At 50.2% G+C, this 25,014-nt stretch carries 30 protein-coding genes; all 30 read right to left on the bottom strand.

From position 1 onward, the window contains the following. Positions 1-118: 118 nt before the first annotated feature. On the bottom strand, positions 119-487 hold the full coding sequence (locus BLR06_RS01730; protein WP_092067671.1) for a VOC family protein: 369 nt from the start codon (positions 485-487) through the stop codon (positions 119-121). An 11-nt stretch (positions 488-498) separates the two neighbouring features. After that, entirely contained in the window at positions 499-1,032 is a 534-nt protein-coding gene (locus BLR06_RS01725; protein ID WP_092067669.1) for a 2-oxoacid:acceptor oxidoreductase family protein, read from the bottom strand. Then, positions 1,032-1,859 (bottom strand): thiamine pyrophosphate-dependent enzyme, encoded by an 828-nt coding sequence (locus BLR06_RS01720; protein ID WP_092067667.1) that lies wholly within the window; start codon positions 1,857-1,859, stop codon positions 1,032-1,034. Before BLR06_RS01720 ends, BLR06_RS01725 begins: the two co-directional genes overlap by 1 nt. After that, positions 1,860-2,999, bottom strand: a complete 1,140-nt coding sequence (locus BLR06_RS01715) for a 2-oxoacid:acceptor oxidoreductase subunit alpha (RefSeq protein WP_092067665.1) — start codon at positions 2,997-2,999, stop codon at positions 1,860-1,862. Beyond that, the gene (locus BLR06_RS01710) at positions 2,996-3,199 is read right to left on the bottom strand and encodes a 4Fe-4S dicluster domain-containing protein (RefSeq protein WP_092067663.1); all 204 of its coding nucleotides are present in this window, start codon (positions 3,197-3,199) and stop codon (positions 2,996-2,998) included. The genes BLR06_RS01715 and BLR06_RS01710 overlap by 4 nt, the downstream gene beginning before the upstream one ends. 174 nt (positions 3,200-3,373) lie before the next feature. Then, complete coding sequence (locus tag BLR06_RS01705) at positions 3,374-4,915, bottom strand: ArnT family glycosyltransferase (protein ID WP_092067661.1); 1,542 nt, start codon at positions 4,913-4,915, stop codon at positions 3,374-3,376. Then, positions 4,909-5,856, bottom strand: a complete 948-nt coding sequence (locus BLR06_RS01700; protein WP_092067659.1) for an NAD-dependent epimerase/dehydratase family protein — start codon at positions 5,854-5,856, stop codon at positions 4,909-4,911. The genes BLR06_RS01705 and BLR06_RS01700 overlap by 7 nt, the downstream gene beginning before the upstream one ends. A gap of 10 nt (positions 5,857-5,866) precedes the next feature. Further along, positions 5,867-6,850 (bottom strand): lysylphosphatidylglycerol synthase transmembrane domain-containing protein, encoded by a 984-nt coding sequence (locus tag BLR06_RS01695; protein ID WP_092067657.1) that lies wholly within the window; start codon positions 6,848-6,850, stop codon positions 5,867-5,869. Then, entirely contained in the window at positions 6,843-7,697 is an 855-nt protein-coding gene (locus tag BLR06_RS01690) for a ChbG/HpnK family deacetylase (protein ID WP_092067655.1), read from the bottom strand. The genes BLR06_RS01695 and BLR06_RS01690 overlap by 8 nt, the downstream gene beginning before the upstream one ends. Then, positions 7,697-9,670 (bottom strand): N-6 DNA methylase family protein, encoded by a 1,974-nt coding sequence (locus tag BLR06_RS01685; RefSeq protein WP_092067653.1) that lies wholly within the window; start codon positions 9,668-9,670, stop codon positions 7,697-7,699. The genes BLR06_RS01690 and BLR06_RS01685 overlap by 1 nt, the downstream gene beginning before the upstream one ends. Before the next feature lie 5 nt (positions 9,671-9,675). Next, complete coding sequence (gene folE2 / locus BLR06_RS01680) at positions 9,676-10,461, bottom strand: GTP cyclohydrolase FolE2 (RefSeq protein WP_092067651.1); 786 nt, start codon at positions 10,459-10,461, stop codon at positions 9,676-9,678. 23 nt (positions 10,462-10,484) lie between these two features. Then, positions 10,485-11,168: a 7-cyano-7-deazaguanine synthase QueC gene (queC, locus tag BLR06_RS01675; protein WP_092067649.1), complete on the bottom strand. Its 684-nt coding sequence runs from the start codon at positions 11,166-11,168 to the stop codon at positions 10,485-10,487. A 57-nt stretch (positions 11,169-11,225) separates the two neighbouring features. Further along, positions 11,226-12,404 carry a nickel pincer cofactor biosynthesis protein LarC gene (gene larC / locus BLR06_RS01670; protein ID WP_092067647.1) on the bottom strand — a complete coding sequence of 393 codons (1,179 nt, stop codon included), beginning with the start codon at positions 12,402-12,404 and terminating at the stop codon, positions 11,226-11,228. A gap of 5 nt (positions 12,405-12,409) precedes the next feature. Next, positions 12,410-13,162 (bottom strand): nickel pincer cofactor biosynthesis protein LarB, encoded by a 753-nt coding sequence (gene larB / locus BLR06_RS01665; protein WP_092067645.1) that lies wholly within the window; start codon positions 13,160-13,162, stop codon positions 12,410-12,412. 199 nt (positions 13,163-13,361) lie between these two features. After that, entirely contained in the window at positions 13,362-13,808 is a 447-nt protein-coding gene (locus BLR06_RS01660) for a hypothetical protein (RefSeq protein WP_092067643.1), read from the bottom strand. A gap of 270 nt (positions 13,809-14,078) precedes the next feature. After that, complete coding sequence (gene pfkA / locus BLR06_RS01655; RefSeq protein ID WP_092067641.1) at positions 14,079-15,041, bottom strand: 6-phosphofructokinase; 963 nt, start codon at positions 15,039-15,041, stop codon at positions 14,079-14,081. 14 nt (positions 15,042-15,055) lie between these two features. Then, on the bottom strand, positions 15,056-16,138 hold the full coding sequence (aroB, locus tag BLR06_RS01650; RefSeq protein WP_092067639.1) for a 3-dehydroquinate synthase: 1,083 nt from the start codon (positions 16,136-16,138) through the stop codon (positions 15,056-15,058). Beyond that, positions 16,125-16,652, bottom strand: a complete 528-nt coding sequence (locus tag BLR06_RS01645; RefSeq protein WP_092067637.1) for a shikimate kinase — start codon at positions 16,650-16,652, stop codon at positions 16,125-16,127. The genes aroB and BLR06_RS01645 overlap by 14 nt, the downstream gene beginning before the upstream one ends. A 6-nt stretch (positions 16,653-16,658) precedes the next feature. Continuing rightward, on the bottom strand, positions 16,659-17,810 hold the full coding sequence (gene aroC / locus BLR06_RS01640) for a chorismate synthase (protein WP_092067634.1): 1,152 nt from the start codon (positions 17,808-17,810) through the stop codon (positions 16,659-16,661). Positions 17,811-17,847: 37 nt separating this feature from the next. After that, positions 17,848-18,456 (bottom strand): type IV pilus inner membrane component PilO, encoded by a 609-nt coding sequence (locus BLR06_RS01635; RefSeq protein WP_173812524.1) that lies wholly within the window; start codon positions 18,454-18,456, stop codon positions 17,848-17,850. Further along, positions 18,453-19,004, bottom strand: a complete 552-nt coding sequence (locus BLR06_RS01630) for a PilN domain-containing protein (RefSeq protein ID WP_092067630.1) — start codon at positions 19,002-19,004, stop codon at positions 18,453-18,455. The genes BLR06_RS01635 and BLR06_RS01630 overlap by 4 nt, the downstream gene beginning before the upstream one ends. Then, complete coding sequence (pilM, locus tag BLR06_RS01625; protein WP_173812522.1) at positions 19,001-20,086, bottom strand: type IV pilus assembly protein PilM; 1,086 nt, start codon at positions 20,084-20,086, stop codon at positions 19,001-19,003. The genes BLR06_RS01630 and pilM overlap by 4 nt, the downstream gene beginning before the upstream one ends. After that, positions 20,073-20,345 (bottom strand): late competence development ComFB family protein, encoded by a 273-nt coding sequence (locus BLR06_RS01620; RefSeq protein WP_092067627.1) that lies wholly within the window; start codon positions 20,343-20,345, stop codon positions 20,073-20,075. Before BLR06_RS01620 ends, pilM begins: the two co-directional genes overlap by 14 nt. 19 nt (positions 20,346-20,364) lie before the next feature. Next, on the bottom strand, positions 20,365-20,823 hold the full coding sequence (locus BLR06_RS01615) for a hypothetical protein (protein WP_092067625.1): 459 nt from the start codon (positions 20,821-20,823) through the stop codon (positions 20,365-20,367). A 25-nt stretch (positions 20,824-20,848) separates the two neighbouring features. Continuing rightward, entirely contained in the window at positions 20,849-21,397 is a 549-nt protein-coding gene (locus tag BLR06_RS01610) for a PilW family protein (RefSeq protein WP_092067623.1), read from the bottom strand. 131 nt (positions 21,398-21,528) lie between these two features. Further along, positions 21,529-21,924 carry a type IV pilus modification PilV family protein gene (locus BLR06_RS01605; RefSeq protein ID WP_139164420.1) on the bottom strand — a complete coding sequence of 132 codons (396 nt, stop codon included), beginning with the start codon at positions 21,922-21,924 and terminating at the stop codon, positions 21,529-21,531. Between the two features lie 20 nt (positions 21,925-21,944). Continuing rightward, a complete protein-coding gene (locus tag BLR06_RS01600; protein WP_092067619.1) occupies positions 21,945-22,409 on the bottom strand; it encodes a hypothetical protein in 465 nt (154 codons plus the stop codon). Further along, a complete protein-coding gene (locus BLR06_RS01595; protein WP_245697987.1) occupies positions 22,397-23,146 on the bottom strand; it encodes a prepilin peptidase in 750 nt (249 codons plus the stop codon). Before BLR06_RS01595 ends, BLR06_RS01600 begins: the two co-directional genes overlap by 13 nt. Before the next feature lie 53 nt (positions 23,147-23,199). Then, positions 23,200-23,616, bottom strand: coding sequence for a type II secretion system protein (locus BLR06_RS20170; protein ID WP_281242259.1), 417 nt, complete (start codon positions 23,614-23,616; stop codon positions 23,200-23,202). A 33-nt stretch (positions 23,617-23,649) separates the two neighbouring features. After that, the gene (locus BLR06_RS01585; RefSeq protein WP_092067617.1) at positions 23,650-24,870 is read right to left on the bottom strand and encodes a type II secretion system F family protein; all 1,221 of its coding nucleotides are present in this window, start codon (positions 24,868-24,870) and stop codon (positions 23,650-23,652) included. Positions 24,871-25,014 lie beyond the last annotated feature (144 nt).

The raw sequence follows: 25,014 nt of genomic DNA, 5'->3' as shown, positions 1-25,014 counted from the left end.
TCCCCGCCCTTCTCTTGTCATTGGGGTCTTAGGCGTTCTTACTTAACCCCTGGAAGTGGGTGTCTGCTAAATAAAAACAGGCTGTGCGTTCAGCACAGCCTGTTTTATTTGGCAAAAACTATTTTATTGACTGAATTAACTCCAGCCGCTCACCGTCAGGACCGGTAAAAAAGATGATCTTTTGCTGATTGACCAGCCTGGGAGACGGAAAGGAGAGAACGACACCGGCCGCTTTCAGCCTGGCGACAGCAGCATCGATGTCCTGAACCGCAAAGGCCAGATGATCAACCGGGCCGGGCAGCGTCCTGGCAGCAGGCGGCAAATGCTCGATCAATTCGATCCTTAGCGCCCCGGCTCTAAGATAAGTCAAGCGCAGGTGAGCCTCTGTATAGCAGTCCTCTACGGTACAACCTAAAACATCACGATAAAATTGTACGGAAACATCGGTATTGCTGACAACAATACCGATGTGCGTAAATACAAACATTGTCGCTCTTCCTAGCACTGCCCTGCGCCCAGACCAAAGCCAAGTTCCAGTGCCCTGGTATTTACCTCCTCAGTGCCTTTTGGCACGCGGTGCAGAACCGCCTTAAGCAAAGATTCCCTGGTAACAATACCGGTAGCGCCAACAATCGCGCCTAACGCAATGATGTTGGCAAACATGGCGTTGCCTAGCTCCTCGCGGGCTGACTTGGTAATCGGCAATTGGATAAGGTCGCCGCTGAACTCAGGAAATTCCTTGACAAACGTAGTGTCCACCAATAGCTTGCCGCCGTTTTTCAGCCGTTTAACATATTTGACGCAGGCTTCCTGGCTCATTGCCAGCAGAATGTCGGCAGCCAGCACTTTGGGGTAATCAATTTCATTTTCACTGATAATGACGTCCGACTTACTGGCGCCGCCCCGGGCTTCCGGTCCGTAAGACTGGGTTTGAATCGCTTGCTTGCCATCCAAAATAGCAGCCTCAGCCAGAATAATTCCGGCCAGAATAAGCCCCTGGCCGCCAGTGCCGCTTAAACTAATTTCCCACATTAGGCCTGGCCTCCTTTTTGCTGTTGCAGCCGCGCGATTAATTTGGCGTACTCAGCCGTATATTCAGGTGCTGCCGAATGATGGAGTTCGCCAATAATGAATTTCCCCTGCTTTTCTTCGGGGCTTAGTTTGGCTGCCGCCTGAGCAACAATGGCGTTATCCTTTTGCCATTGCAGCATTTTTTCAGCAGCTCCCATTTTATTCTTGCGGCCAAAACCAATGGGACATTGGGCAATAGCGTCAACTACTGAAAATCCTTTATTTTGAATAGCCTTAACTACCAGGTCGGTAAGCATGGCCGCATGATACGCACTGGCCCGGGCGACATAAGTCGCACCAGCCGCTATAGCCAGGGCGGCAATATCAAACGGGCGTTCAATCTGACCGTAAGGCGCGGTTGTTGATTTCGAGGTCTGGGGAGTCAGCGGAGAAGATTGCCCGCCGGTCATGCCATAGATATTATTATTGAACACAATTGTCGTGATATCAATATTACGGCGCGCGGCATGGATGAAATGATTCCCGCCAATTGCCGTGCTGTCGCCGTCACCGGTAATTACGATAACGTTCAGTTCGGGGTTGGCAAATTTGATCCCTGTGGCAAACGTCAAAGCCCGGCCGTGGGCGGTATGGATAGTATTGAAATTCATATAGCCCGAGGCCCGCGATGAACAGCCAATACCCGAAACAATGACGGTCTTTTTCTGATCTAAATCCAGCTTTTCCACAGCCCGCAGCATAGCGGCAAGCACAATGCCGTTGCCGCAGCCCGGGCACCAGATATGAGGCAATGCTGTTTTTCGTAAATATTTCTCAATGTTGGCCATTTATTTGCCACCTCCCTGGGCCGCAACGATTGGCGCCAAAATTTCGTCCGGATCAAAGAAGGCTCCGTCCACCCGGTTAACCGGAACAACCTTATCCAAACCGGCGTAACGCTGAACTTCGCCGACCAGCTGTCCGTAGTTCATTTCCGGTACAATAATGGTATGGGCTTGCTTGGCTATGGCTTGCATCAGCTGGCCAGGAAACGGCCAGAGGGTAATTAATTTCAGCAATCCAACCTTGATTCCCTGTTCACGGGCTTTTTTCACTGCGCTAATGGCTGCGCGGGCCGTTCCGCCATAAGCGACAACAACGATTTCGGCGCCTTCAACAAAATGCTCGGTGTACAGCGTAATTTCCGCCGCCGCATCATCAATTTTCGTATTTAAACGCCGGACAAGTTCATCCGCTACTTTGGCATCCTGGGTAGGCAGTCCTTGATAGGTATGCGTAAGGCCGGTAACATGGTGAAAATAACCTTCACCAAACGCCGCCATCGGCGGAATTTGGTCACTGTCAGGCTTGTACGCCTGATAATCCTCCGGGGGAACAACAGGCTTTTTGCGGTCAATGAGGGTAAGCTCACCGGCCTCTGGCAGCTCCACTCTTTCCCGCATATGCCCGATTACCTCATCCAGCAGTAAAATGACCGGCGTGCGGTATTTCTCGGCAAAATTGAACGCTTGTACAGTTACATGAAATGATTCCAGCACTGAACCGGGCGATAATACAATAACCGCCCGGTCGCCATGCGTACCCCAGCGGGCCTGCATGACATCCCCCTGGGCCGGTGAGGTTGGCAAGCCTGTGCTGGGGCCTGCCCGCTGCACATTAACCACCACAACGGGAATTTCAGCCATTGAGGCATAGCCAATCAGCTCCTGCTTTAAAGAAAAGCCAGGTCCGCTGGTTGCGGTAATGGCTTTCACTCCAGTCATAGCTGCGCCGCAAACTGCGCCCATACTGGCAATCTCATCTTCCATTTGAATAAACTTGCCGCCGCGTAACGGCAGCTCTTTAGCAAGTATTTCAGCGATTTCCGTACTGGGGGTAATCGGATAGCCGGCGAAAAAACTTACCCCGGCTGCTATTGCTCCTTCTGCACAGGCCTGATTGCCTTGTAACAAACGGGCTTTTGTCATTTTCTCCCACCTCCGCTTTCTTTCGTTACCTTAATTACATAGTCCGGGCAGCGTAGCTCACATTGCCCACAGCTAATACACTTTTCCGGCTCTTTAACATAGACCTTACCCAATTCGTCAAGCTCCAGAACCTTTTTCGGGCAAAACGCCACGCAAATATTACAGCCTTTGCAATATTGATGAGTAATGATCAGCGCCATATACCTTCGCCTCCTTATGTACGCCATATGTTCCTTGATCGCCAAACGTTAAAAAAACAATACTTATTATATCACTAAAAAAGGGTGTTGGGATATGTTTTTTTATGTAACTTCTTGTATAATGCAACGTTCAGTTACAGAGCACCAATAGCGGCTTAATTTCATGCTTTTTGCTTATTGCCGCAATAATAATAATTTATTGGCCGAAACTGCCAGGGTGGCAAGCTTTTGCCGCTCGCCGGCTGATAACAGCTTGTACTCAGCCCGGCTCAGAACAAAATAGGCCCGTCCGGTTTGATTGACTGTTGCTGTGATATTCCCGGCCGTAATTGCGGCGCCGTAAGTATCGGTATAGAAGCTAAAGCCGGGGCGCAAAAATTTTGCGATATAAACCGGTGATGTACCGTCATAATGGGCTTTAAAGTCCCGGGCAATATGAATGGAGGTAAATCCAGGCGCCGCCGCCGGCAGGATCATATTCAGCAAAATGATGGTAAACACAACCATTGCGCCGGTTTTAATGCCGACAGCCAGACCGGGCTGCCGCTTGTATAAGCAATAAATTACACTAACCAGCATTAACCCAAATAATACCGCCACAGCCAGAAGCCCGGCGGTAAGTTCAGGCATCGCCCGGATGCCGAAAACCGTTCCGGCGAGCAGTACGCCGGTGACTGCCGCCGTCAGCGCAGCCCAGCTGTAATAACGACGCCGGTTACGGTAATTATCCCATAACTGATCAATATACCACCCGGTAATCAGGGCTAACGGCGGATATAGCGGCAAAATATAAGATACCAGTTTCGTGCTTGAAACGCTGAAAAACAGGAAGATAAAGCTGACCCAGACAGTTAGGAATAATAATGTTTTGTGTTTTTCCCGCCCTTTGCGCAAGGCGCTCCACACTGCCTGGATCATTAACGGCGTCCAGGGGAAAAATCCGATGACGAGCACCGGCAGGAAATAGTACCATACCGCCAGTTGCGGATGCTCGGGTGAAGTAAAACGCGTGAGATTGTGAAATCCAAAAAAAGTATCAACAAACGCCTGGCCGTGCCAGGCAATCATAATGACATACCAGGGCAGGCCAAATATGGCGAACAAAATGATGCCCCGCGGTAAATTCATCTGCCTGAGCAGCGAGAAATTTCGCGTCAGCAGCAGATAAAAGAATACGATTCCTCCGGGAAATAATAAGCCGATTGGTCCTTTGGTTACTGTTGCCAAACCGGCGCAAATATAGAACAAAGTATAGTTGCGTCTGATAAAGGACAGCAAACTGACCGTTAAAAACAAAGTCAACGTGATATCGGTTACGGCAGCCTTGCTTAAGTAGATATATTCAATACTGGTAGCCAGCACCAGCGCGCCCAGAATGCCGGCCCGCTCATTAAACAAGCGCCGGCCCGCCTGGTATACCGCCAATACACAAACCACCGACAACAGCGCGGTAGGAAATCTGGCCGCAAACTCATTAATGCCAAAGGCCTGAAACGCCAAGGCCACCAGCCAATAATACATCGGCGGCTTATCATACCAGTATTCTCCGTAAATGCGCGGTGAAATAAAATCATTGAACTGCAGCATTTCTTTTGGAGTTTCAGCATAAACAGGTTCGTCCGGATCAAGCAAAGGCACTGAACCCAAATTACAGAATACAATAATGATCGCGATAACGGCTGCCAGCCAGAAACCGCTTCCCGCTTTGTTCACCATTCACGACCCTCCCTTTGATTCAGGCCAGGCTGCTTTAACGCCTGATAAGTTCTGCCTAACCCCTGGCTTAACGGCATTTGAGGCTGCCAGGACAAATACTTCCCGGCAGCGGTATTATCCAACGATGAACGGTAGATATCGCCCTCGCGGGGCTGAGCAAAGTATTTTTTCAGCTTAATGCCGGCAGCCTGCTCCAGCAGTTTGACCAGAGTATTCAGGCTGGTCTCCGTCCCAGTGCTGATATTGAAGGCAGCATTGCAGGTTTTGGCAGTTAACGCCAGACAATTGGCGGCGGCAACATCGCCCACATAAATAAAATCGCGGCTTTGACCGCCATCGCCGAAAATGGTTACCGGCCGCCGTTCGTGCAGCTTTTTGCTGAAAATACTGATCACTCCGCCTTCGCCCGAATTCCCCTGTCGCTCACCATAAACGTTGGCGCACCTTAAAACAATGTACTCCAAACCAAAAATTTGACGATAAAGCGCCAAATATTGCTCGACTGTCCATTTGCTTAACCCGTAAAATGAGGTCGGCTGCTTTGGGGCCGATTCCGGAATGGGAATGTCCGCCGCATTGCCATAGGCCGCCGCGGTTGAGGCAAACACAATCCGCCGGACCGCCGTTTTCCGGCAGGCCTCAAGCAAATTAACGCTGCCGGCAATATTAACCTGACAATCACGGTCGGGTCTGTCAATCGATTGGGCGACTGTGGTTTGGGCGGCCTGATGAATAACGTAATCAAACTTTTCCTGCTCAAATAATGCCAATAACTCCGGACTGCCAATATCCATTTCGATCAATTTTGCAGCGGTATTTACATGCTCCCGCAAGCCGCTGCTCAAATTATCGACAACAACCACCCGGCATTGCTGCTGGATTAGTTTATCGACAACATGCGAGCCGATAAAGCCTGCTCCGCCGGTTACTAATATCTTCACCTTAGTCCTCCTAGTCGATCTGCTTGGTGATAAAATTACGGCCAAACACTTTAATTGTATAATATAACCCAATAACAAACGGTAAATATTCGGCAATGATCCGCCAGGCTACTGCGGCGATGCCGACAATGCCGGATGGCACAAAATCATTGAACAACAGCACAAACCCGCCTTCGGCAATGCCTGATCCGCCTGGCGTTGGCGCAAAATACAACAGAATGTTAAGAAATATCATCCGTCCCATAACATGCTGCCAGTCAATATCAATTCCCATACCGATAAACAGTACCGGCACCACACTGTATAAAGCCAGCAGGCTTAACGCCGACTCTGCAAAGACCCTTAGCATGCCGGCCGGTGCTGTGGATAATAAAAATACCGCTCCCCGGATATCGCGATAAATGGCAAACGTATGTCTGCGCCGGCGAAAGCTTAACCTTTTTGTCAGTTTAACCAGCAAATAATTCGGCAGGCTGGTTCTAAACAGCCAGATGGTAATGACAATTGCGGTCACCATCATACCCGAAGCAATGACCAGCGTACGCTCAGATATCCACGGCAGCAGGCCGGGATCATAGTAAAAAACAACCGGCATGCAGCCTAGCAGAAACAAAATGGATAGCAGCGTTCTTACCACAACAAAAACTGTCGCTTTGCCGGTCGGCACTCCGGCCCGCCGGAGAAACATTACTTGCGCTACCGCGCCGCCGGCCGCTCCGGGTGTCAGCATTGCCAGAAAATAATTGCCGAAAACAACCTGAACGGCTTGTCCCAAGTCTATTTTTTCCCCGGAAATCCGTACCAGGTGCATGAGTCTGGTGCCGTCTAAAATCAGACCGATAGACAACATCAGTACGGCGGCGACAATTGACCAGGGTTGAAATGCGTCCAGTTGTTCCAGTGTAGTAATATCGACAGTAAAATAAATTACGGCGCCGGAGATACTGAGAACCAGTAGCATCAACATGATTAAGCGTTGATAAATTTTAGGCATTACGCAACTCTCCAAACGAAATTAGACGTACTTTATTTTCAGTCAGCCGCTGAATAATCTTCTTGCCGGTTACTGCTCGGAGTTCAGCTTCCCAGTGATAATTCCAGTCAAATTGCTGTTTTAGCATATCGTCATCACTGCCGGGATGAATCATGATTTCCGAACTGCCGTCCGGTAAATGCTCAACAATATTGCATAGTTGTTGTTCCGACATATGGCCGCCGGCCAGCATGCCAAAAAAATGGTCAGGCGTCAAAACACCCTTTTGTCCGGCTTTGCATCTGGCCCTTCGGGCCAGTATGGTCAGGCCATTTCGGGCCAGCATTCTACCAGGCTTTAAAGGAAGTCCGCCCTGGAAAAAATACGCCTCATCAGGAATACGAACCGCCTTAATCTTATACCTGGCCGCCAGCGCCAGAACGATATCAATAATCCCTGGCATAATATGCAAATGCTGATGACTGTCCAGATGCGTAATCCGGATGCCGGTGTTCATGACCTTGGCGATTTGAGCCGAAAATTCGGTTTCAATTTGCGCCAGACAAATTTTCCCGCTAAGGAAACGCAACAGGAATTGTGGGTATTTAACGGCAAAATTGCCTTGCCGGTCAATTAAAGAACTAACTTTATCGCTGGGGCATACCGGCTTTTCGCCCACCAGTGTCAGATGAACGCCAATACCCAGGCCGGGAACGGCAAGAGCCCGGCTGACCGCATCCTCAAAATAACCGGCGGCGGACATAATGGTCGTACTTGTAATACCGCCTTGTTGAAAGCCTTTCATAATACCGGAATTAATTGACGGATGCAAACCGAAATCATCAGCATTGATGATGAGTCGTTTCATTAGGTGCTCCTTGCATAGCGGCCTTTACGATGCGAACGTTTGACCAGCCCGGCCTCATACCGCTCAATCGTTTCAATCTCGGCGTCAGACAGCCGGTAAATACGGTAAACCAACTGGTTGAGATACTCGTCAAACGATCTCATACCGGCTGCGTTAACTGCTGCTTTTTTTACACATTCAGTCATTGTGGCCACTAATTCGGGAGCCTGACTGTCAATCTCACTGTTAAACGCAATCGGCAGCAGTTCCAAGGTTTCGATATCGGTCTGGGCCATTGGACGTCCATACTCCATACTTGTGACATGGTAGTAAAACGCCATCAACCGTGAGTTTAAAATAAGCAGCAGATAATCAAGCGTAACCACGGATGCCGTTAAAACAAAACTGTGAATATTATTCAAATGATAAAAGCCGTTGTCGTCAATACCCGCAATAATAGTATCGCCAGTCTGACGAATCAATATTTTGCGCTGCTCGACGATATTTTGCCGCCAGCCGCCGGTATAGAGCAGCCCGGGGTTTATATTCAGCCAGTGGCCGTTATAGTCCAGCCGGTACCGGTGAACCTGGCTGCCCGACACCAAGCCCTGCCGCCAGTCGTCGCCGCCTGATGCCAGTGCAACAATATCGCACTGTCTCGTCAAGGATCTGATTCCGGTATGCCCTGACGCATAAGTTTTTAAAGCAGCGCTGCCAGCATCAATTTTCTCCACAATTGCTCTGATGTTTAGGTCAAAATAAATTCTAAACCGCAAGAATGGCTGCGTATGAAAATAGCTTTGCTCATACTGGCAAACCGGACGGGCGGCGGGAAGCTGTTCAATGGCTTCAACCTGATAGATTTTCATCATATTGGCCGGAGTCTCAGTAGCTTTATTATTTTTTTGTAAAACGCAAATTACCGAATAGCCGGTAGAGGCATTGCTAAACACATTGCAATTCAGGTGGGCAACCAGCTTTATGGCTGTATTATCCATGATGTAGCGCCTGATTTTAGAGTAATAGCGTCCCAGTAAAAAGCTGTCGGGAATAATATAGCCCAGCTGTCCATTGGCTTTGAGCAGCTCAATGCCCCGCTGAATAAATAACACATAATAGCTCAGTTTGTATTCGGCGGAATCGGCATAGGCCTGACGCAAATATTCACGGTACTGCGGCTCCAGCTTGCCTGTGCCCCGCAATCCAAACGACAGATAGGGAGGATTGCCAATAACATAGTCATATTGATTTGACCATAACTGCCTGTTTTTGGCGGTAAGACCGCTGCCGCCCGGCCGCATTAAACTGTCATAAACGACAATATTGCCGCTCCGCCGGCTGGCGGGGTGTTTTAAACTCAGCGCTATTGCAGTAATGGCGGCGGCAGTTTGATCAATATCAGCGCCCCATAAATTGTGCGTCATGATATGGGCATGAATCCCGGACTCCGACAAATCAAGCTGCGGATACATTTTGGCCAGGCTGTCCCGGCATTGCATGAATTTTTGATAAAGTATATCATAAGCCTGCAATAAGAAGTAGCCGCAGCCGCAGGCCGGATCGAGCACCTTTACCGCCGGATCGGCTACAATATCGCACTGGGCCACAGTGTTGGCTACAATAAAAGTGATTGCCGCGTCCGGTGTATAATAATTTCCCTGAAGACGCCGGCTGAGCACCATTTTTTCGTATATCCGGCCAAGGAGAACCGCATCCCGGGGCAGGCTGTGCACCCAATACCCCAGAAGCTTTTCAATATTGCCGGCAACTGCTACCGGCTCCAACGCCTGGGGATCAACAGTAAGAATAGTTTCCAGCGGTTCACTGCTGCAGGCTGCTGTTAAAATTGGTACAGCCTTGGTTTCCCCGCGCAGTATCAGGGCAACTGCTTTAAGAATAACCTGCGCCGGCTCGGCCTGCCCCTGTTCCTCCAGCCAGGCGGTAATTGTTTTGCAATCCTTGGTGATAAACTTCTTCCAGTTGAAGTAAGTCAATATTTTCACCTTTCCACAAATTCTGTATGACTGGCATAGGCGCTGTGATTATGGATGGATTCGTAATTTTCACATTCAATTTCAAACCAGGTGATATGTTCTAATTTACGCAGCGCCAATACCAGGTCCCGTAAAATATCCTCGACGAACTTGGGGTTTTCATAGGCCAGCTCGGTAACATATTTTTCGTCCTCGCGTTTTAACAGGGGGAATACCGGACAACTGCCCTGAGCCTCCATCAGCGCCGCCAGATCCTCAATCCAAATGAAGCCGGCGGCCTGCTTCAGCCTGACCCGCATCAGACCGCGCTGATTATGTGCCCCATACTGCGCGATTTCTTTACTGCACGGGCATAAGGAAGTGAATGGCACATTGACGCCCATCACAAAATCCAACGGCTGCCCCTGCAGTAATTTGGCTGAAAAGGAACAATCCAAATCCAGCATGCTTTTTAAACCGCTAACCGGAGCGATTTTTTCAATAAAGTATTTAAAGTCGATCTTAAGATAAGCCGACCGCGCTGACAGGCGGGTCAGGGTATCGCTCAGTATTTGCTCCATTTCCCGGAAAGATACCGGTTTTTGGCTCCACTCACTTAGTATCTCAATAAATCTACTCATGTGGGTGCCTTTATATTCTTTGGGCAAGTCCACAGTAAGTTTAATTCTAGCAAGCACTGATTGCAGGGAACCGTTTTTTGTTTTGATAAAAAACGGCAAATGAACATCGCTAACCCCGACTTTCTGTATTTCTATACCCCGTTCATCAGCTAAATTTTGTACATCCTTCAAATTGGTCCACTCCTGCCTACAGTCTAAAGATCATTGCTTGCTTCATATGGAACAGGATCAGCGAACCCGGCTTCAGCAAAACCTTTTAATCTCAACAGGCAGCTGTCGCAAGTTCCGCAGGCCTTAACTCCGCCCCGGTAGCAGCTATGCGTTAGTTCAAACGGCGCCTTTAATTCGGCGCCTAATAATATAATGTCTTTTTTAGATAATTGAATGAGCGGCGTTTCAATGCTGATCCGCTGCTTATCCTGTACCGCGGCTTTGGTGGAGTAATCAGCCAGCTGCTGAAACAGGCTGATAAATTCGGGCCGGCAATCCGGGTAGCCCGAATAGTCCAAGGCATTAACCCCGATAAAGATTTTTTCAGCCTGCAACGCTTCGGCATAGCCAAGCGCATAACTGAGAAAGATTAAGTTGCGGGCCGGAACATAGGTTGACGGAATATCCCGCCGTGTGATATCACCAAGGGGAACGGCAATATCAGGATCAGTCAATGCACTGCCGCCAAATTCACCCATATTGGTCTCAATTACCAGGTGGCGGCTTACCCCAAAAAAGTTTGCCACTTTACGAGCGTTCTCCAGCTCAATGCAATGGCGTTGCTGATAATGAAAACTTAACGGAAAAACCTCATAACCCCGATGTTTTGCTACAGCCATACATACTGTTGAATCAAGGCCGCCGGAAAGTAATACTACTGCTCTCATATTTATGCTCCTTAACATTTTTCAGACTCTCTGGTTTGAGCCTGTACGGCCGGAATGCTAAACCAGCTGCCAGGCCTGAGCGATGACTTGCTGTTGAAGGCGCTTAAGCGGAATATCATTAGCATGCGCCAAATTCCGGCAGATATCATATTCCGGCGAAATATTGATGACCGTTCCCGCCTGGAAACTGACTTTGACCGGAACCCGGCCCCATTCCGTTTCAATCTCTATGGTTTTACGGTCGGCCACGGTTCGTTCAACATCATAAAACCGCAGCCCGATGGTTGAGGTTTCCGTAAAAATAATATTTGTTATTTCTCCTAATTTCTGTTTGTCGGCCAACACCGACAACTGCGTCGCGGGACGGCTTTTTTTCATGATTACCGGTGTAAGCCAGACATCTGCAGCGCCTGCCAGTAAAAGCTTGTCCATCACATAGTCGTACACCTGGGGATTTAAATCATCGATATTCGCCTCAATTACGGTTTTGCCGCTGCCGGCCTGCTTTTCGGCAGCAATTTCGCCAACCTGAAGGCGCAATACATTGGGAATATCCAGTTCCCAGGCGCCGGCGCCGTAAGCGGTACGCTGATGAATAAAATGCTCAGGCCGGCGGCCGTACCCGCTGCCTAATGCCGCGATAATAGCCGCACCAGTCGGAGTCACCAATTCTTTGGCAATATCGCCGCTGACATAAGGAATGTCCTTCAACAACTCGGCTGTAGCAGGCCCAGGTACGGGCATCAGTCCGTGGTCGCATTGGACAAAGCCGCTGCCAACCTGAAGTTTGGAAGTATAGATTGCTTCAATGCCAAACCAGTTCAGCCCAATCGCCGCTCCTACTATATCGATAATCGCATCGACAGCCCCAACTTCATGAAAATGAATTTGATCGATGCTTATGCCGTGGACCTTGGCTTCGGCTTCAGCCAGTGTAATAAATATTTTTTTACTGTCATCCTTTACCTTGCCGGCCAAGGCCGACTGGTCAATAATTGCGAGTATATCCGGAAGATGGCGGTGATGATGATGATCATGCTTGTGCAGCATTACATCGGCATAAATCGCGCTGATCCCGCGTTTTTGGGTCCGCTCCACCAGCAAATCATAGCCTGTTACCGGCAGTTTATTCAATTCTTCCCGCAGGTACTGTTCAGGCAATCCGGCGTCAAGTAATGCCCCAAGAAACATATTGCCGCTGATGCCGGCGAAACAGTCTAAATATATTGCTTTCATTCATTTCACCTCATGTGATTAATTATACTGGCCAGCCGGCCTGCGCCAAAACCGTTGTCAATATTGACAACCGAAATTCCGGCCGCACAACTGTTCAGCATGCAAAGAAGCGCCGACAGGCCCTGAAAATTGGCGCCATAACCGACACTGGTCGGTACTGCAATAATCGGCTTGGCTACTAACCCGCCAATTACGCTGGCCAAAGCGCCCTCCATGCCGGCGACCACCACCAGCACATTGGCCTGCTCGATGATCTGCTGCTGGGCAAACAGCCGGTGAATGCCGGCAACGCCAACGTCAAACACCCGCTCCACCTTATTGCCCATAAGCTCGGCCGTTAAAGCCGCCTCCTCCGCTACCGGAATATCACTGGTTCCGGCAGTAATCACCAAAATAAAACGTTCTTCATCCACCGGCAGCGTCTCCTGCTGTACATAAATAATCCTGGCCAGTTCGCTGTAACAGGCATTGGGAAGAACTGCCGCTACAGCTTCATACATCTCAGCTGTAGCCCGTGTTGTCAGAACGTTTCCATTACCGCTGACCAGGTGTTCCATAAGGTGGGCTACCTGCCCCGCCGTTTTGCCCTGACCAAAAATCACTTCAGGGAACCCCTGGCGCATAGCGCGATGATGATCTATTTTAGCAAAGCCGATATCTTCATAAGGCAGGAGCTTAAGCTTGTCCAATGCTGTTTCCAGTGATAAATCACCGGCGCGGAACGATTCCAGTACTTGTGATAACATAGCCTTATTCATCATTACACTCCCTGATTGAACTGAGTTATATCATAGAAAATCCTGCCTGGGGCAAACCGCCCGCACAAGCAGGACTGCCGGCAAATAAGCTTTCTAATCGTACAAAAAGACATAAAATCCGGCGGGAAATTATGCCTTTTGGCAGTAGCTGCGGGCTTTTCCATACTATTAATATTGTACGCAAACAGGAAAAATCCTGTTAATTTTGCAACTGTGTTTTCCGGAATTTTTCAAGCAGGTTTTCTACTGTTTCAATAATTTTTAATTGCGTCTCTTCCAGCATCATAATTCCCTGATTTAGCAGCAATATTTGCAGATTGGTCCGGATAGAGGGATCCTTTATCGCTGTCTCCAGATGAACAACGGCAATTTCCAATTGCTCAGCAGTTGCCAGTATTTCATGGTCAACCAATTTTTCCAGCATCACATAATGATGCTGGCTGATTTCGATCGCTTTGCTGAACCCCTCACTTTTGGCATGGCTAAGCATAAATTCATTAAAGTGAATGGTAAATTTTTGAAACTCAGAATTGTTTGCGACATTTAAATCAGTGTACAAAACATAAATAATTTTATAGACCTGATTTATATAGTCATTTTGCGTTTGCATCAGACTGATTACACCGCTCAAGTCAACATCTTTCATCAATCCACCTCCACGCTGTGTCACTATATCTTATTCAGTTTCTTTTCGTTATGTTTACATTAAAAAAAATATTACCTAAAGCCACGTAATGACCACTCCATAAAAAATGGGGCTCAGCACTAGGCCCTTTTCCGGGCCGTCGTTATGCATAACGATCTCCCGCCCCTCGGGATGCTGAAGACTTAATAAAAACAGGGGACAGGTTCCTTGTTTGCTTTTGCAAACGAGGAACCTGTCCCCCTGTTTGAATACGGCTTGAGGTTAGTCCGGTTAGCGGGCCAAAATACCGGCCAGCTCATAGATGGAAAGATCAATGCCATGTTTGGTTTTCACCGCAGCGTCATAAGGCAAAGCAACGATTTGTCCCTGCTGCCAGGCGATCAACTGGTTGACATTGTCCTGAAGAATGTTATCAACCGCCGCAGCTCCCATCCGGCTGGCTATGATGTTATCGGTTGCAGTGGGGTTGCCGCCCCGCTGGATATAGCCCAAAACAGTGACATGCGTCTCAAATTTCGTTTTGGCGCTAATCTCACCGGCAATATCAAAGCCTTTGGCCACACCTTCAGCTACCAGAATAATACTGTAAAGCTTGCCGCGGCTATGACTTTTGATCAGACGCTCACAAACGGTGCCAATATCCAGAGGCTCTTCCGGCAGCAAGATGGCTTCAGCGCCGCAGGCCAGTCCGGCCATCAGGGCAATATGACCCGCGCTGCGTCCCATTACTTCGACTATAGCGACCCGTTCATGCGAAGCCGCCGTATCACGGATTTTATTGACAGCCTCCAGTACGGTATTGAGCGCCGTATCAAAACCGATGGTATACTCCGTACCTGCCATATCATTATCAATTGTTCCCGGAACGACAATGGTGGCAATTCCGGCTTCGGTCAGTTTAGCCGCCCCGGCCATTGAGCCGTCGCCGCCAATAACAACCAAATAATCGATATAGTGCGCTTTAAGCTGCTGCAAGGCGGCGGCGAAACCCTCTTCGGTTTTAAAAGCCTCGCTGCGGGCCGTTTTAAGCACTGTGCCGCCATGCTGAATGATACCGCCGACCGAATGATCTGTCATCAAATGGAAATCGCCCTGAATAACGCCTTCGTAGCCGCGTTGTACGCCAAACACTTCAAATCCATGGTGGATTCCTTTTCTGACAACTGCCCTGATCACAGCGTTCATACCAGGTGCGTCGCCGCCACTTGTCAATACGGCAATGCGTTTTACCATCTAGTCGCCCCCCATTAAGTTAATTCAGTTAATGCCCGGCTGACAACTTCGTCCGGCACATTATTGCGGATAACCACTTTGCCAATGTCGGTCAGGAGAACCCAGTGCACTTTCCCGCCAACCGTCTTTTTGTCCCTGGTCAGCAAGCTTAGGATATCGGCTGGGGCACAGTCGTCCGCCGTCAATGGCAATCGGTATTTGCTGATGGCGCTTTTGACCACCGCCACCAAAGCCGGTGTACACAAGCCTAAATAACAACTAATCAAGGCTGCCCCGTGCATGCCAATGGCTACGGCTTCGCCATGGTTGTAGCGGCCATAGCCGGCAGTGGCCTCAATGGCATGAGCAATGGTATGACCAAAATTTAAAATCATTCGCAAGCCGGCTTCGCGCTCGTCCTGTTCCACCACCCCGGCTTTAATTTCACAGGAACGTTTAATGATATGGGTAAGCGCCCCTGCATCCCGGCCGGTAATTTGACGATGATTGATTTGTAAATATGTAAACAAAGCGGCATCGGCAATCAGTCCGTGCTTGATTACTTCAGCCAGGCCGGTGGCCAGTTCGCGCTCCGGCAGGGTGCTGACCGTTTGAATATCAATAATGACGGCCCGGGGCTGGTAAAATGCGCCAATCAGATTTTTACCCAATGGATGGTTAACCGCCACTTTGCCGCCCACACTGGAGTCCACCTGAGCAAGCAGGCTGGTCGGAAGTTGAATCAAGGGTATGCCCCGCAGATAAGTGGCGGCAATAAAGCCGGTTAAATCACCAACAACGCCGCCGCCCAACGCCGCAATGGGCGACCTGCGGTCAAGCCCCATGGTAATTGCCCTGGTAAAAACCAATTGGGCAATCTCCAGTGATTTTGTTCCTTCTCCCGGCGGCACCAGCAAAAGTTCAGCAGTAAATCCGGCTGCTGACAATTGCTCAAGCACTGGGTCACCGTAAATTTTACCAACCTGCTCGTCACTGACCACCAGAATTTTTCCGGCCAGGTTCAGCTCCTTTAGTACCGGCCCAATTTGCGACAGGCTGTTGGGGCCAATCATGATAGGGTAGCTTTTTTGCCCCAGCTCAACGTTAACAACGTCCACGCAAATATCCTCCTTGCCGTAAAAAAGCAATAATATGGTCACAGACCTGCTGCGGCGTGCTGTCACTGGTATCAATGGATAAATCAGCCTTATTGTAAAGGTCAGCCCGTTCCTTTAACAGTTTGCTGACAACCGCTTCCTTGTCCGGCCGGTTCAACAGCGGACGGCAATTGCGTCTGGAGGTGCGTTCCAGAATGACCTCCAGCGACGCGGTCAACGCAATGATCACACCATTGGTCTTTAAGCGGATCAGGTTTTCCGGCCGCAGCACAACACCCCCGCCGGTTGCTATTACCACATCGGTATAACGGGATATCCTGGCGATTGTCTCTGATTCCTTTTGGCGAAAATGCTGTTCCCCATGGATGCTGAACATTTCGGCAACTGTAATATTATTATCAAATTCAATTTTTTGATCGGTATCAATAAACGTCCGGCCGAGTCGGTGGGCAAGCAGGCGTCCTGTGCTTGTTTTCCCAGTACCCATAAAGCCGATTAGTACGATGTTTTTCATTTTCGTTCACCTGCTGATTCTTTTCCGGTAATGATCAATCGCAGCCAGAACGTCGCCAAAACTATCGCCGCCAAATTTTTCGAGTACCGCTTCGGCCACAACAATCGCTGTCATGGCTTCCCCCACAACGGCAGCCGCCGATACGGCGCATACGTCGCTGCGTTCGGTGTTGGCCACAACCTGCTCGCGGCTTGAAATATCAACCGAGGCCAGCGGAGTCATTAGTGTGGGTATCGGTTTCATCACCGCCCGCGCCACAATGGTTTCCCCATTGCTCATTCCGCCTTCAATTCCACCGGCATGATTGGTCTTCCGGTAATAACCGGCTGACTGGTCGTAAAAAATCTCATCATGCGCCTGAGCGCCGGGCAACCCGGCAAAAGTAAAGCCCGCGCCTATTTCGATCCCTTTAATGGCTTGAATTGACATCAGGGCGGCAGCCAGACGCGTATCAAGCCGCCGGTCCCACTGCACATGACTGCCCAGACCAGGCATGACATTCAATACCGCCACTTCAAATATACCGCCCAAGGTATCGCCGCGCTGCTTTGCGGCGTCAATGGCCCGCTTCATTTTCTCTTCAACTGCAGGCTCAACACAGTTCAAGTCAGATCCGGTCCATTCATTGGCGATAAAGCGATAATCAATATCCTGGCGGTCGACTGCTGCTCCCCCGATATTGGTGACATGAGACACGATGTTCATGCCTAAACCGTGCAGAAATTGTTTGGCGACACCGCCAACAGCAACCCTGGCCGCAGTCTCCCGGGCGCTGGCCCGCTCCAGAATATCCCGGATATCTTGCCGGTCATATTTTTGCACGCCGGTCAAATCGGCATGTCCCGGCCGGGCGGCAGTAACCGGGCTTCCCTGGGGCTGGCCGCTGACCGCCATACGCTCCTGCCAATTGGCCCAGTCTTTGTTATGAATCGTTAGGGTAATTGGACTGCCCAGGGTTTGGCCAAACCTGACACCAGCGGTAATTTCAACTTTATCCTGTTCAATTTTCATACGGCCGCCTCGGCCATAGCCTTGCTGACGACGGGCCAATTCTCGGTTGATTGCGTCGATATCTAGCTGCAGCCCGGCCGGAAATCCTTCAAGAATTGCCGTAAGACACGGTCCGTGAGACTCACCGGCAGTTATAAATCTTATCACATCATCACCTCATACGTATTGCCAAAACTGCCGATAATTACCTAACCCTCTCTGGAGTAGTCGCGGTATTAACTTTAGCCTGTTCGGCAATTTCCGGCGGCTGTGGTTCGTCATAATAATATATATTGATTCGAAGATCGCTGGTTAATTGATCTGTTTGCGCCTGCACCGTCATGTTAACAACGGAATTAAACCGTTCTAATCCTTCCAGCTTCTTCAAAAAATCCAAAGTTGGGAAATAGGTTCCCTGTACAGTTAATTCCAGCGGTATTTCCCGGTAGCCGGTCTTTTTTACAGGCTGCAGCGGCTTAATCTGCTGCAATTCCAGGCCACTGGCCCTGGCGGCCTGTTCAACCGTTACAATAAATTCGCTGATCTTCGGCTGATCGGGCAGCAACAGATTGACAGTCGCCAGTTTGGCGTTTAATTCTTGTTCATATTGACTAATGTCCGGATGGGCTCCGGCAAAAGCCTCAATTACCCCGACCCGCCGTTGTTCCGACTGCAGTACAGCCGTTAATTGACTGATCTTCGTCTGCTGGGGGATAAGTATAGAATAATAAAATACTACAAAAAGGGCTAAAATCCCTGCAATCCCCAGTAATATTTTATGGTGGACGAATAGTTTTTTCAGGCGAAAAATCACAATTCCATCCCCTTAATGCCGACCAGTACCTCAAATCTGGCAGCAGCGGTTGTTTGCGCTGCCGTTTCCTTTACCTTTTCGATGCTAAGCAAGGTGGCATTTGTCAACAGCTCATCCTGCTCCAGCCTGGCGATGAAAGCGGCCAAAGCAGGATAACCGCCAGCCATTCCCTTGAGCTTGAGCGCATTGTTTTGCACCAGACTAACTTCAGTCAGCCAAACGTCAGCGGTAGTCAAAAGGCCAATATGGGTCATGATGGTTTGCCATGAATTGCGTTCTGTCGTGAGTTTGAGCAGTACATGATTTTTCTCGGTAATTTGCTGCTGCTTGACACCGGCGGCCGCCATTCGCTCCTGCGCCGGCCTGAGTAATTCATACTGAATATCCACAGTATGCAGTTCATTTTCTAACTGATGGATGGTAAAAATACCGTACCCCCAAATACTCAATGCAATACCGGCGCAGACTGGAGCGATGATGAAAAGAATTCGGCTGAGCGGCGCGCCAGGCGGCCGTTCAGCCGGTGGCAGCAGGTTGATTCTGATCATCCGGCTCCTCCGCGTAAAGCCAGCCCGACAGCAACCCCCAGGCGTGGGGCGATAGCCTGAAGATACCCGGCATCGACAGCAGGACTATGCTCTATTGCGGCTGCGGCATTGTGTAAAATAACCGGAATGTCAAAAAACAGCTTAAGCCGGTCAACCAAATGAGTCAGACTGGCGCCGCCACCGCTAACAATGATTTTTTCTATCGCTGCTTCTTTATGCTGACTTTGGTATACTTCAATCGTACGCCGAATTTCGCGGGCCAGTTCAGCTACCAGCAGCAGCATTTGTTCCTGCGCTTGCGAATAATTTCCGGCTTGACTGACCGGCGGCAGCAAGTCCTGCCGAGCTTGCTTCAGCTGTTCGGCTTTTTCAGCATCAAGCCCCAGCTCCTTCATTAACAGCTCGGTAAACTGCCGCCCGGCTAGCGGGATGTTCCTGGTTATCTGCGGGATGCCTTGTTGATACATAATCAGTTGCGTTAAATACTGGCCGATATCAAGCAACAGGGAATTTTCGGCGTTACTCAATGAACGGTATAATGCAAAAGCCTCACCGTCTATTGCGATTGGCTGCAAGCCACAGTCCTTCAGTACGGTTACAAGTGTATCGATAGAATCCTTAATCGCTGCTGCCAGCAGCACCCTCAGCCCAATCCCGCTCCCGGCGGCGCCCAGTACGGCAAAATCATAGTAGCAATTGACCGGCGCATAAGGAATGTACTTTTCCAGTTCCCACTTAATGGCTTCTCTAAGCTCGCCTGCCGTCATCGGGGGTACAGTAATTTGACGGATAAAAATTGACCGGCCGCCAATCGCAGCGACCACCCGGCAACTGTTGAAACCGTTTATTGCAATTTGCCGCCGCAGTATTGCCGCCAGCTCCGGCTTAAGCAGGCGGCTGTCATCAAAAATGACTGCATCAAAATCAGCAATAGCAATTTTGGTTACAACCGCGCGTTCGTCTTTCTGCTTAATTTCAACAATTTTTATTGATCCTGTCCCAATATCAATTCCCAGCACACTGTCCGCTTTAGCCAGAATTTTATTTTTTATTGTCTGCCAGTGAATTTTATTCAGCGCCATGTCTAGGCCGGGCTTGAACGATTGTAATGGCTTTGACCAAAGCTGAAATGACATCGACGGCAAACTGCTGCTCTAAAGCCTGAATCCGGGTGTAGGTCTCACCCTCCGCGGTTACAATGTAGCGCGGCGACAGATAATTAAGCGCCAAGGCCGCAATATCAAGCCGGCAGCGGCTGCAACCGCAAACGCTTTCCTGCTTGGCAATCATCCCATCCAACTGCTGCAAAACCAGTTCTTCCATAAAATTCTTTAATTGCATATCATGATAACCTCCTGCATTAATTGTGATTCTTCCAGGTATTTACCACTATTTCCGTGCGACTGCCGCCGTTTGCCGGCGCAACAACAGCAACGGTAACCACCAGCTGCCGTTTGGCGGTAGCTACCCTGCCAACGGCGATAATGGTCCTGTGGTTGGCCGTACCGGTAACAGCCACTTGATAATCACCGGCAGTACTGGTGCTCCGGCCCGATTTGAACGTATTGGCCGGCGTAACTTTGGCAGTGCCGGTAGCAGCCAAGAACAAGGGATCGGTTCTCAGCCTGGCAATGGCATGCTGCACTCCCGCTTCAGCCAGATACTGAGCGGCTATACCATTTTGGTGACTTGCTGCAATATCATATTCAGCCAGACTCAGCCTAAAGCAGGCGATACCGATCACGCCAAGCAAGGCCAAAACAATGAGGGTGAGCAGGGCGGCTGAACCGCTTTGCGCTCTCCTGCTGCCAGTAGTCATCACATACTCCTTTTTCCGAAAGCCGTTACGGCGGCACCAACCGTCCGGTTACTGCTGTTTGCAGCGTAAACTGCCGGCCTGTATCGCTGTCACGGGCAGTCACCACGATTTCCACCGTACGGGGCTGGCCGTTCCTGCCGGCCGCCAGAACGGTAAAACGGCAGTCGCTGATCGTCAGACTGGCGTTTGAATTGCCGCCCGTCATCGGCTGCGCCCCGCTGCCGTCATTTTTGTTCCGGCGCAATACGTGCGGCCTGGCCCCGGTATCATAAGTATACGTTATCCGCTGATCCTTCTTGCCATATTTATTTGTGATAACGGTCAGCCGGTTGTGATCAAGAATAATCCCCCGGGCAAACTGGGTATCACGGACAATGCTGTCAACACTGAACCGTACGGTTTGCTGCAGCGTGGTCTGGCTGTTGATCATGCGCCAGCCCGTCAACGATGTTGCCAGTAACTGGGCCACGCCAGTCATGAGCAACACTGTCAAAACCAGCCAGATCATCAGCTCAGCTAATGTGGCGCCCTGCTGATTGCCTGACCGCCGTTTGATCACCGACCAAAAACCCATACCGATCCTCCTAGTACCTTATCCGCCATGCTGACGGTCTATTTTCCGCAAGCCTTCGTTGTCGTCAGTCAGCATACTCCGATACGCCTCCAGCCTCCGCCTTGTCTTGCGAAAATAGCCTCGCCCTGAATCTACCGTTGTAAGGCTGACAAGGTACTAGGATGAAAGTCATACAGCATGATTAGCTCCAGAGAACGGCCGGCCTGACGGTGCCAGCTTACCGTTACGGTCACTTTGGTCAGCTGACTGTGCTCAGCCGAATCCTCAGCCACAGTTTCAATTAAAAATTGGCGGTTGTTTATAATAACCGGGCGGGCGGCGCTGACAAGCCGGCAATCGCCCTCTGCGCTTTTTAACTCTTCCAACTGCTGCTGCGCCAGATTGACTGCCGTCGTATGGTCGGCCGCCGCCGCCGTAAGCCTGACCGACTGCAGAATGAGACCGGCGATTGCCGCTAAAGCCATCATCATAACGACGGCTGTTAAAACTTCCAGCATTAAGAACCCCTGTTGGCAGCGTACTGACATATCGACGCTCCTTTACACATTCAGTCGATACGAATTCGGCCGGCCGCATCGACAATGACCTTTTTTATCTGCTTGTGATGCAAGAGTGAAATTTCCAGCCCGTACAAACTGTTGAGATAACCGTTGATGCCAAAGGAAATGATCGGATGGGAACCATAAACCTGCACGGTAGCCGGGAATAAGTGTTTTTTTACGGTAACGCCTCCGACCGTAATAAAATAACCGTAAGGCGCAGTTGGATAAAATTTAAGTGACGGATGAGGGTCAACAGGCAAACCTAGTTCGGCAGAACCGGCAATTGAATTGATGGAGGTTTGTTGCATCCACCGCATATCCGCCGCCAGCTGCCGTGCTGCCGCATCAAGGTCGCGCTGCCCGGCAGTGCTATAGTACCAAGGCAACGCCGCTGAAGCCAGCAAGACTAAAACTGCAATTACCAGCAACAGTTCAAGCAGCATGCCGCCTGTTTGTTTCACATCATCCATTTTAAATAACCTTCGATCAGCTCAGCGCCATAAAGAAAACTCAACCAAGCCCCGGCGGCAATAAACGGGCCAAACGGAATATAATCCCGCCGTTTTTTGATTTTAAAGGCCAGCAGTAAGCCGCCTCCCAGACCGCCAATGATAAAAGCGATCAACAAAGCCACCAGAGTATATTGCCAGCCCAGCCACAATCCCAACGTCGCCGCAAACTTGATATCGCCGCCTCCTATGCCGCCCCGGCTGGCAATTGCAATAAGCAGCAGCAGCCCGCCGCCGGCCAGCCCTCCCAGCAGCATGTCCACGCTACTGCCGGGCAGGTGACTGGCGGGCAGGCTAATCAAGATACCCGCTCCAGCCAGGCACACCAGTACTTTGTCCAAAATGAGCCGATGATCATAGTCAATCAGTGTGATTACAATAAAAAACGAAGTAAGAATAAGTGCTTTTACTAATTCGCAGCCTACGCCCAATTCGCGAAAACATAGGCTAAACAAGCATGCTGTCACCAGCTCCACTGCCGGGTAACGGACGGAAACTGCAGTTTTACAATACCGGCAGCGGCCGCGCAGCATCAGCCAGCTGACGACAGGGACTAATTCATAAAACTTTAACCGCCGGTTGCAATGGAGACAGTGCGATGGCGGCTGAACAAGGGAAATATTTTGCGGCAGACGGTAGCTGCAGACATTAAGGAAACTGCCGGTCAGCAGACCGAAAGCAAACATCAACCAGGACAATACTGAACACCTCACAAATACGCCTCAGCTTATCCGGCGGTTTCACCGGCAAGCTAAATATCTTCGGCGGTCATTGTACCGCACACTGCCCTGCCGGCTGCGTTGACGCCATAGGTTGCCGGAATTTCCGTAGAGACAGTATGATTTCTGCCGCGAAACCGGCCGGACGGCGGTGCTGGAACTGTTTGCAAATGTTCTCTTACTGCGCCGGCAAACGTACCGCCAGCCTCCGGAGCAACAGCCAGATTCTCTACCTCTCCCGCCGTATAACCACTGGCGGCAGCAACAGCGATTGCCGTATCAATTGCTCTTAAATCAGCGGCAATTTTAGCGCCGTTGGCGGCTTCGGCACTGCTTGAAAACCGGGGTATCGCAATGGCGGCCAGAATACCCAGAAGCGCAATAACAACCATTAATTCAATTAAGGTAAAGCCCTGCTGCTGACTTATTTGACGCTTGAATCTGAACACATGATTCCCTCCCTGCAATGGTTTCAGCCTAAGCTATATCCGGTCAACACCGGCAACGATATCAAACAGCGGCAATGCCACCGCCAATACAATGGCTCCAATAATAACACCCAGTACGCCAATCATGGCTGGTTCCAGCAAACTATTTAAGCGGCTAACCATATGATCGACTTCACTTTCGTAAAAGTCGGCAATTTTATCCAGCATATTGTCCAGTTCGCCCGTTTCCTCGCCCACAGCCACCATCTGAACGACCAACGGGGTAAAGATATTGTCTTCTCCCAGCGACGTTGCCAGGCCCCGCCCCTGGCGGAGGCTGATCTGAGCATGGTGCAGCAAATCCCTGACGACCATATTGCCGGTTGTTTTCTTAACCGCTTCCAGGGCATTGATGATTGGTACCCCGCCGCGCAGCAGTGTCCCGAAAGTCCGGCTGAATCGGGCAATAGCGACTTTTTTCGTCAAAAGTCCGAATACCGGCAGTTGCAGCAACAGCGCGTCCAACAGCCGCCGGTAACGCGGCTGCTGATATGCATAGACCAGCCCTAATGCCGCTAAAGCCGGCAGCGTCAGCAGAATAGGCCAATGATCCAGCACGAACCCGCCGGCTGCCAGCAGCATTCTGGTCGGCATTGGCAGTTCGACCTTCATTTGATGAAACAGCTGGCTAAAGACAGGCAATACAAAAGACAGAATAAAAGCAACGGCCATTGCGGCCATCCCCAGCACAATATAGGGATAGGTCAAGGCTGACTTTACCTTTTCATTCATTTTATGTTCTTTTTCATAGTGACCGGCCAGACGCCTGAGCACTTCGCCCAATACTCCGCCGGTCTCGCCGGCTTCCACCATATTGACCATTAATGGAGGAAAAACACTGGGATGACCGGCCAGCGCCGAAGACAAAGCCGAGCCTTCCTGAACTTTTTGCCGGCTGTTATGCAGAGCGGCTTTGAGTCTGGGATGACCTGCCTGCACAATCAGCGTATTCAGTGTGGGAATTAAAGATATTCCGGCATTCAGCAGGGCTGAAAGCTGCCAGCACAATGCCGCCAGGTCTTTGCCGGCCACCGGTCGCAGGCTGTTTAAAAAGACGGATAGGAAATTTACTTGCCGCCGCTCTTTAATCTCAGTAATAAAAAAGCCCTTGTCCCTGATAAAAGCCGCCACTGCGGTTTCATTGTCAGCTGCAATGGTTCCGGAAAAAGGCTGCCCGGTCCGGTCTTTGGCTTTATAGGTAAATGTTCTGGACATCTCCCACCCCCTGCTTTCTGTCCGGCCGCGATATATTGCTGTCCAGCCGGGAAAGCCTATTTTAATCTAGTGCCGTGCGTATCGGCGGGCGCACATTATAACTGTCCGGTAAAGCTATATCGAAGGCAACCAAGCCGGAGCCGG

The sequence above is a fragment of the Dendrosporobacter quercicolus genome (genome assembly GCF_900104455.1).
GTDB lineage: Bacteria > Bacillota > Negativicutes > DSM-1736 > Dendrosporobacteraceae > Dendrosporobacter > Dendrosporobacter quercicolus.
Note: the sequence above shows the minus strand (reverse complement) of the source record. Positions and strands in the feature narration are given on the sequence as shown.

Bases quoted from the DNA above. Each gene is read 5' to 3' on its own strand.
- BLR06_RS01730 (WP_092067671.1), bottom strand. From the start codon at position 487: ATGTTTGTATTTACGCACATCGGTATTGTTGTCAGCAATACCGATGTT.
- BLR06_RS01725 (WP_092067669.1), bottom strand. From the start codon at position 1,032: ATGTGGGAAATTAGTTTAAGCGGCACTGGCGGCCAGGGGCTTATTCTG.
- BLR06_RS01720 (WP_092067667.1), bottom strand. From the start codon at position 1,859: ATGGCCAACATTGAGAAATATTTACGAAAAACAGCATTGCCTCATATC.
- BLR06_RS01715 (WP_092067665.1), bottom strand. From the start codon at position 2,999: ATGACAAAAGCCCGTTTGTTACAAGGCAATCAGGCCTGTGCAGAAGGA.
- BLR06_RS01710 (WP_092067663.1), bottom strand. From the start codon at position 3,199: ATGGCGCTGATCATTACTCATCAATATTGCAAAGGCTGTAATATTTGC.
- BLR06_RS01705 (WP_092067661.1), bottom strand. From the start codon at position 4,915: ATGGTGAACAAAGCGGGAAGCGGTTTCTGGCTGGCAGCCGTTATCGCG.
- BLR06_RS01695 (WP_092067657.1), bottom strand. From the start codon at position 6,850: ATGCCTAAAATTTATCAACGCTTAATCATGTTGATGCTACTGGTTCTC.
- BLR06_RS01690 (WP_092067655.1), bottom strand. From the start codon at position 7,697: ATGAAACGACTCATCATCAATGCTGATGATTTCGGTTTGCATCCGTCA.
- queC (WP_092067649.1), bottom strand. From the start codon at position 11,168: ATGAGAGCAGTAGTATTACTTTCCGGCGGCCTTGATTCAACAGTATGT.
- larC (WP_092067647.1), bottom strand. From the start codon at position 12,404: ATGAAAGCAATATATTTAGACTGTTTCGCCGGCATCAGCGGCAATATG.
- larB (WP_092067645.1), bottom strand. From the start codon at position 13,162: ATGAATAAGGCTATGTTATCACAAGTACTGGAATCGTTCCGCGCCGGT.
- BLR06_RS01660 (WP_092067643.1), bottom strand. From the start codon at position 13,808: ATGAAAGATGTTGACTTGAGCGGTGTAATCAGTCTGATGCAAACGCAA.
- pfkA (WP_092067641.1), bottom strand. From the start codon at position 15,041: ATGGTAAAACGCATTGCCGTATTGACAAGTGGCGGCGACGCACCTGGT.
- BLR06_RS01645 (WP_092067637.1), bottom strand. From the start codon at position 16,652: ATGAAAAACATCGTACTAATCGGCTTTATGGGTACTGGGAAAACAAGC.
- BLR06_RS01630 (WP_092067630.1), bottom strand. From the start codon at position 19,004: ATGATCAGAATCAACCTGCTGCCACCGGCTGAACGGCCGCCTGGCGCG.
- pilM (WP_173812522.1), bottom strand. From the start codon at position 20,086: ATGGCGCTGAATAAAATTCACTGGCAGACAATAAAAAATAAAATTCTG.
- BLR06_RS01620 (WP_092067627.1), bottom strand. From the start codon at position 20,345: ATGCAATTAAAGAATTTTATGGAAGAACTGGTTTTGCAGCAGTTGGAT.
- BLR06_RS01615 (WP_092067625.1), bottom strand. From the start codon at position 20,823: ATGACTACTGGCAGCAGGAGAGCGCAAAGCGGTTCAGCCGCCCTGCTC.
- BLR06_RS01610 (WP_092067623.1), bottom strand. From the start codon at position 21,397: ATGGGTTTTTGGTCGGTGATCAAACGGCGGTCAGGCAATCAGCAGGGC.
- BLR06_RS01605 (WP_139164420.1), bottom strand. From the start codon at position 21,924: ATGTCAGTACGCTGCCAACAGGGGTTCTTAATGCTGGAAGTTTTAACA.
- BLR06_RS01600 (WP_092067619.1), bottom strand. From the start codon at position 22,409: ATGGATGATGTGAAACAAACAGGCGGCATGCTGCTTGAACTGTTGCTG.
- BLR06_RS01585 (WP_092067617.1), bottom strand. From the start codon at position 24,870: ATGTCCAGAACATTTACCTATAAAGCCAAAGACCGGACCGGGCAGCCT.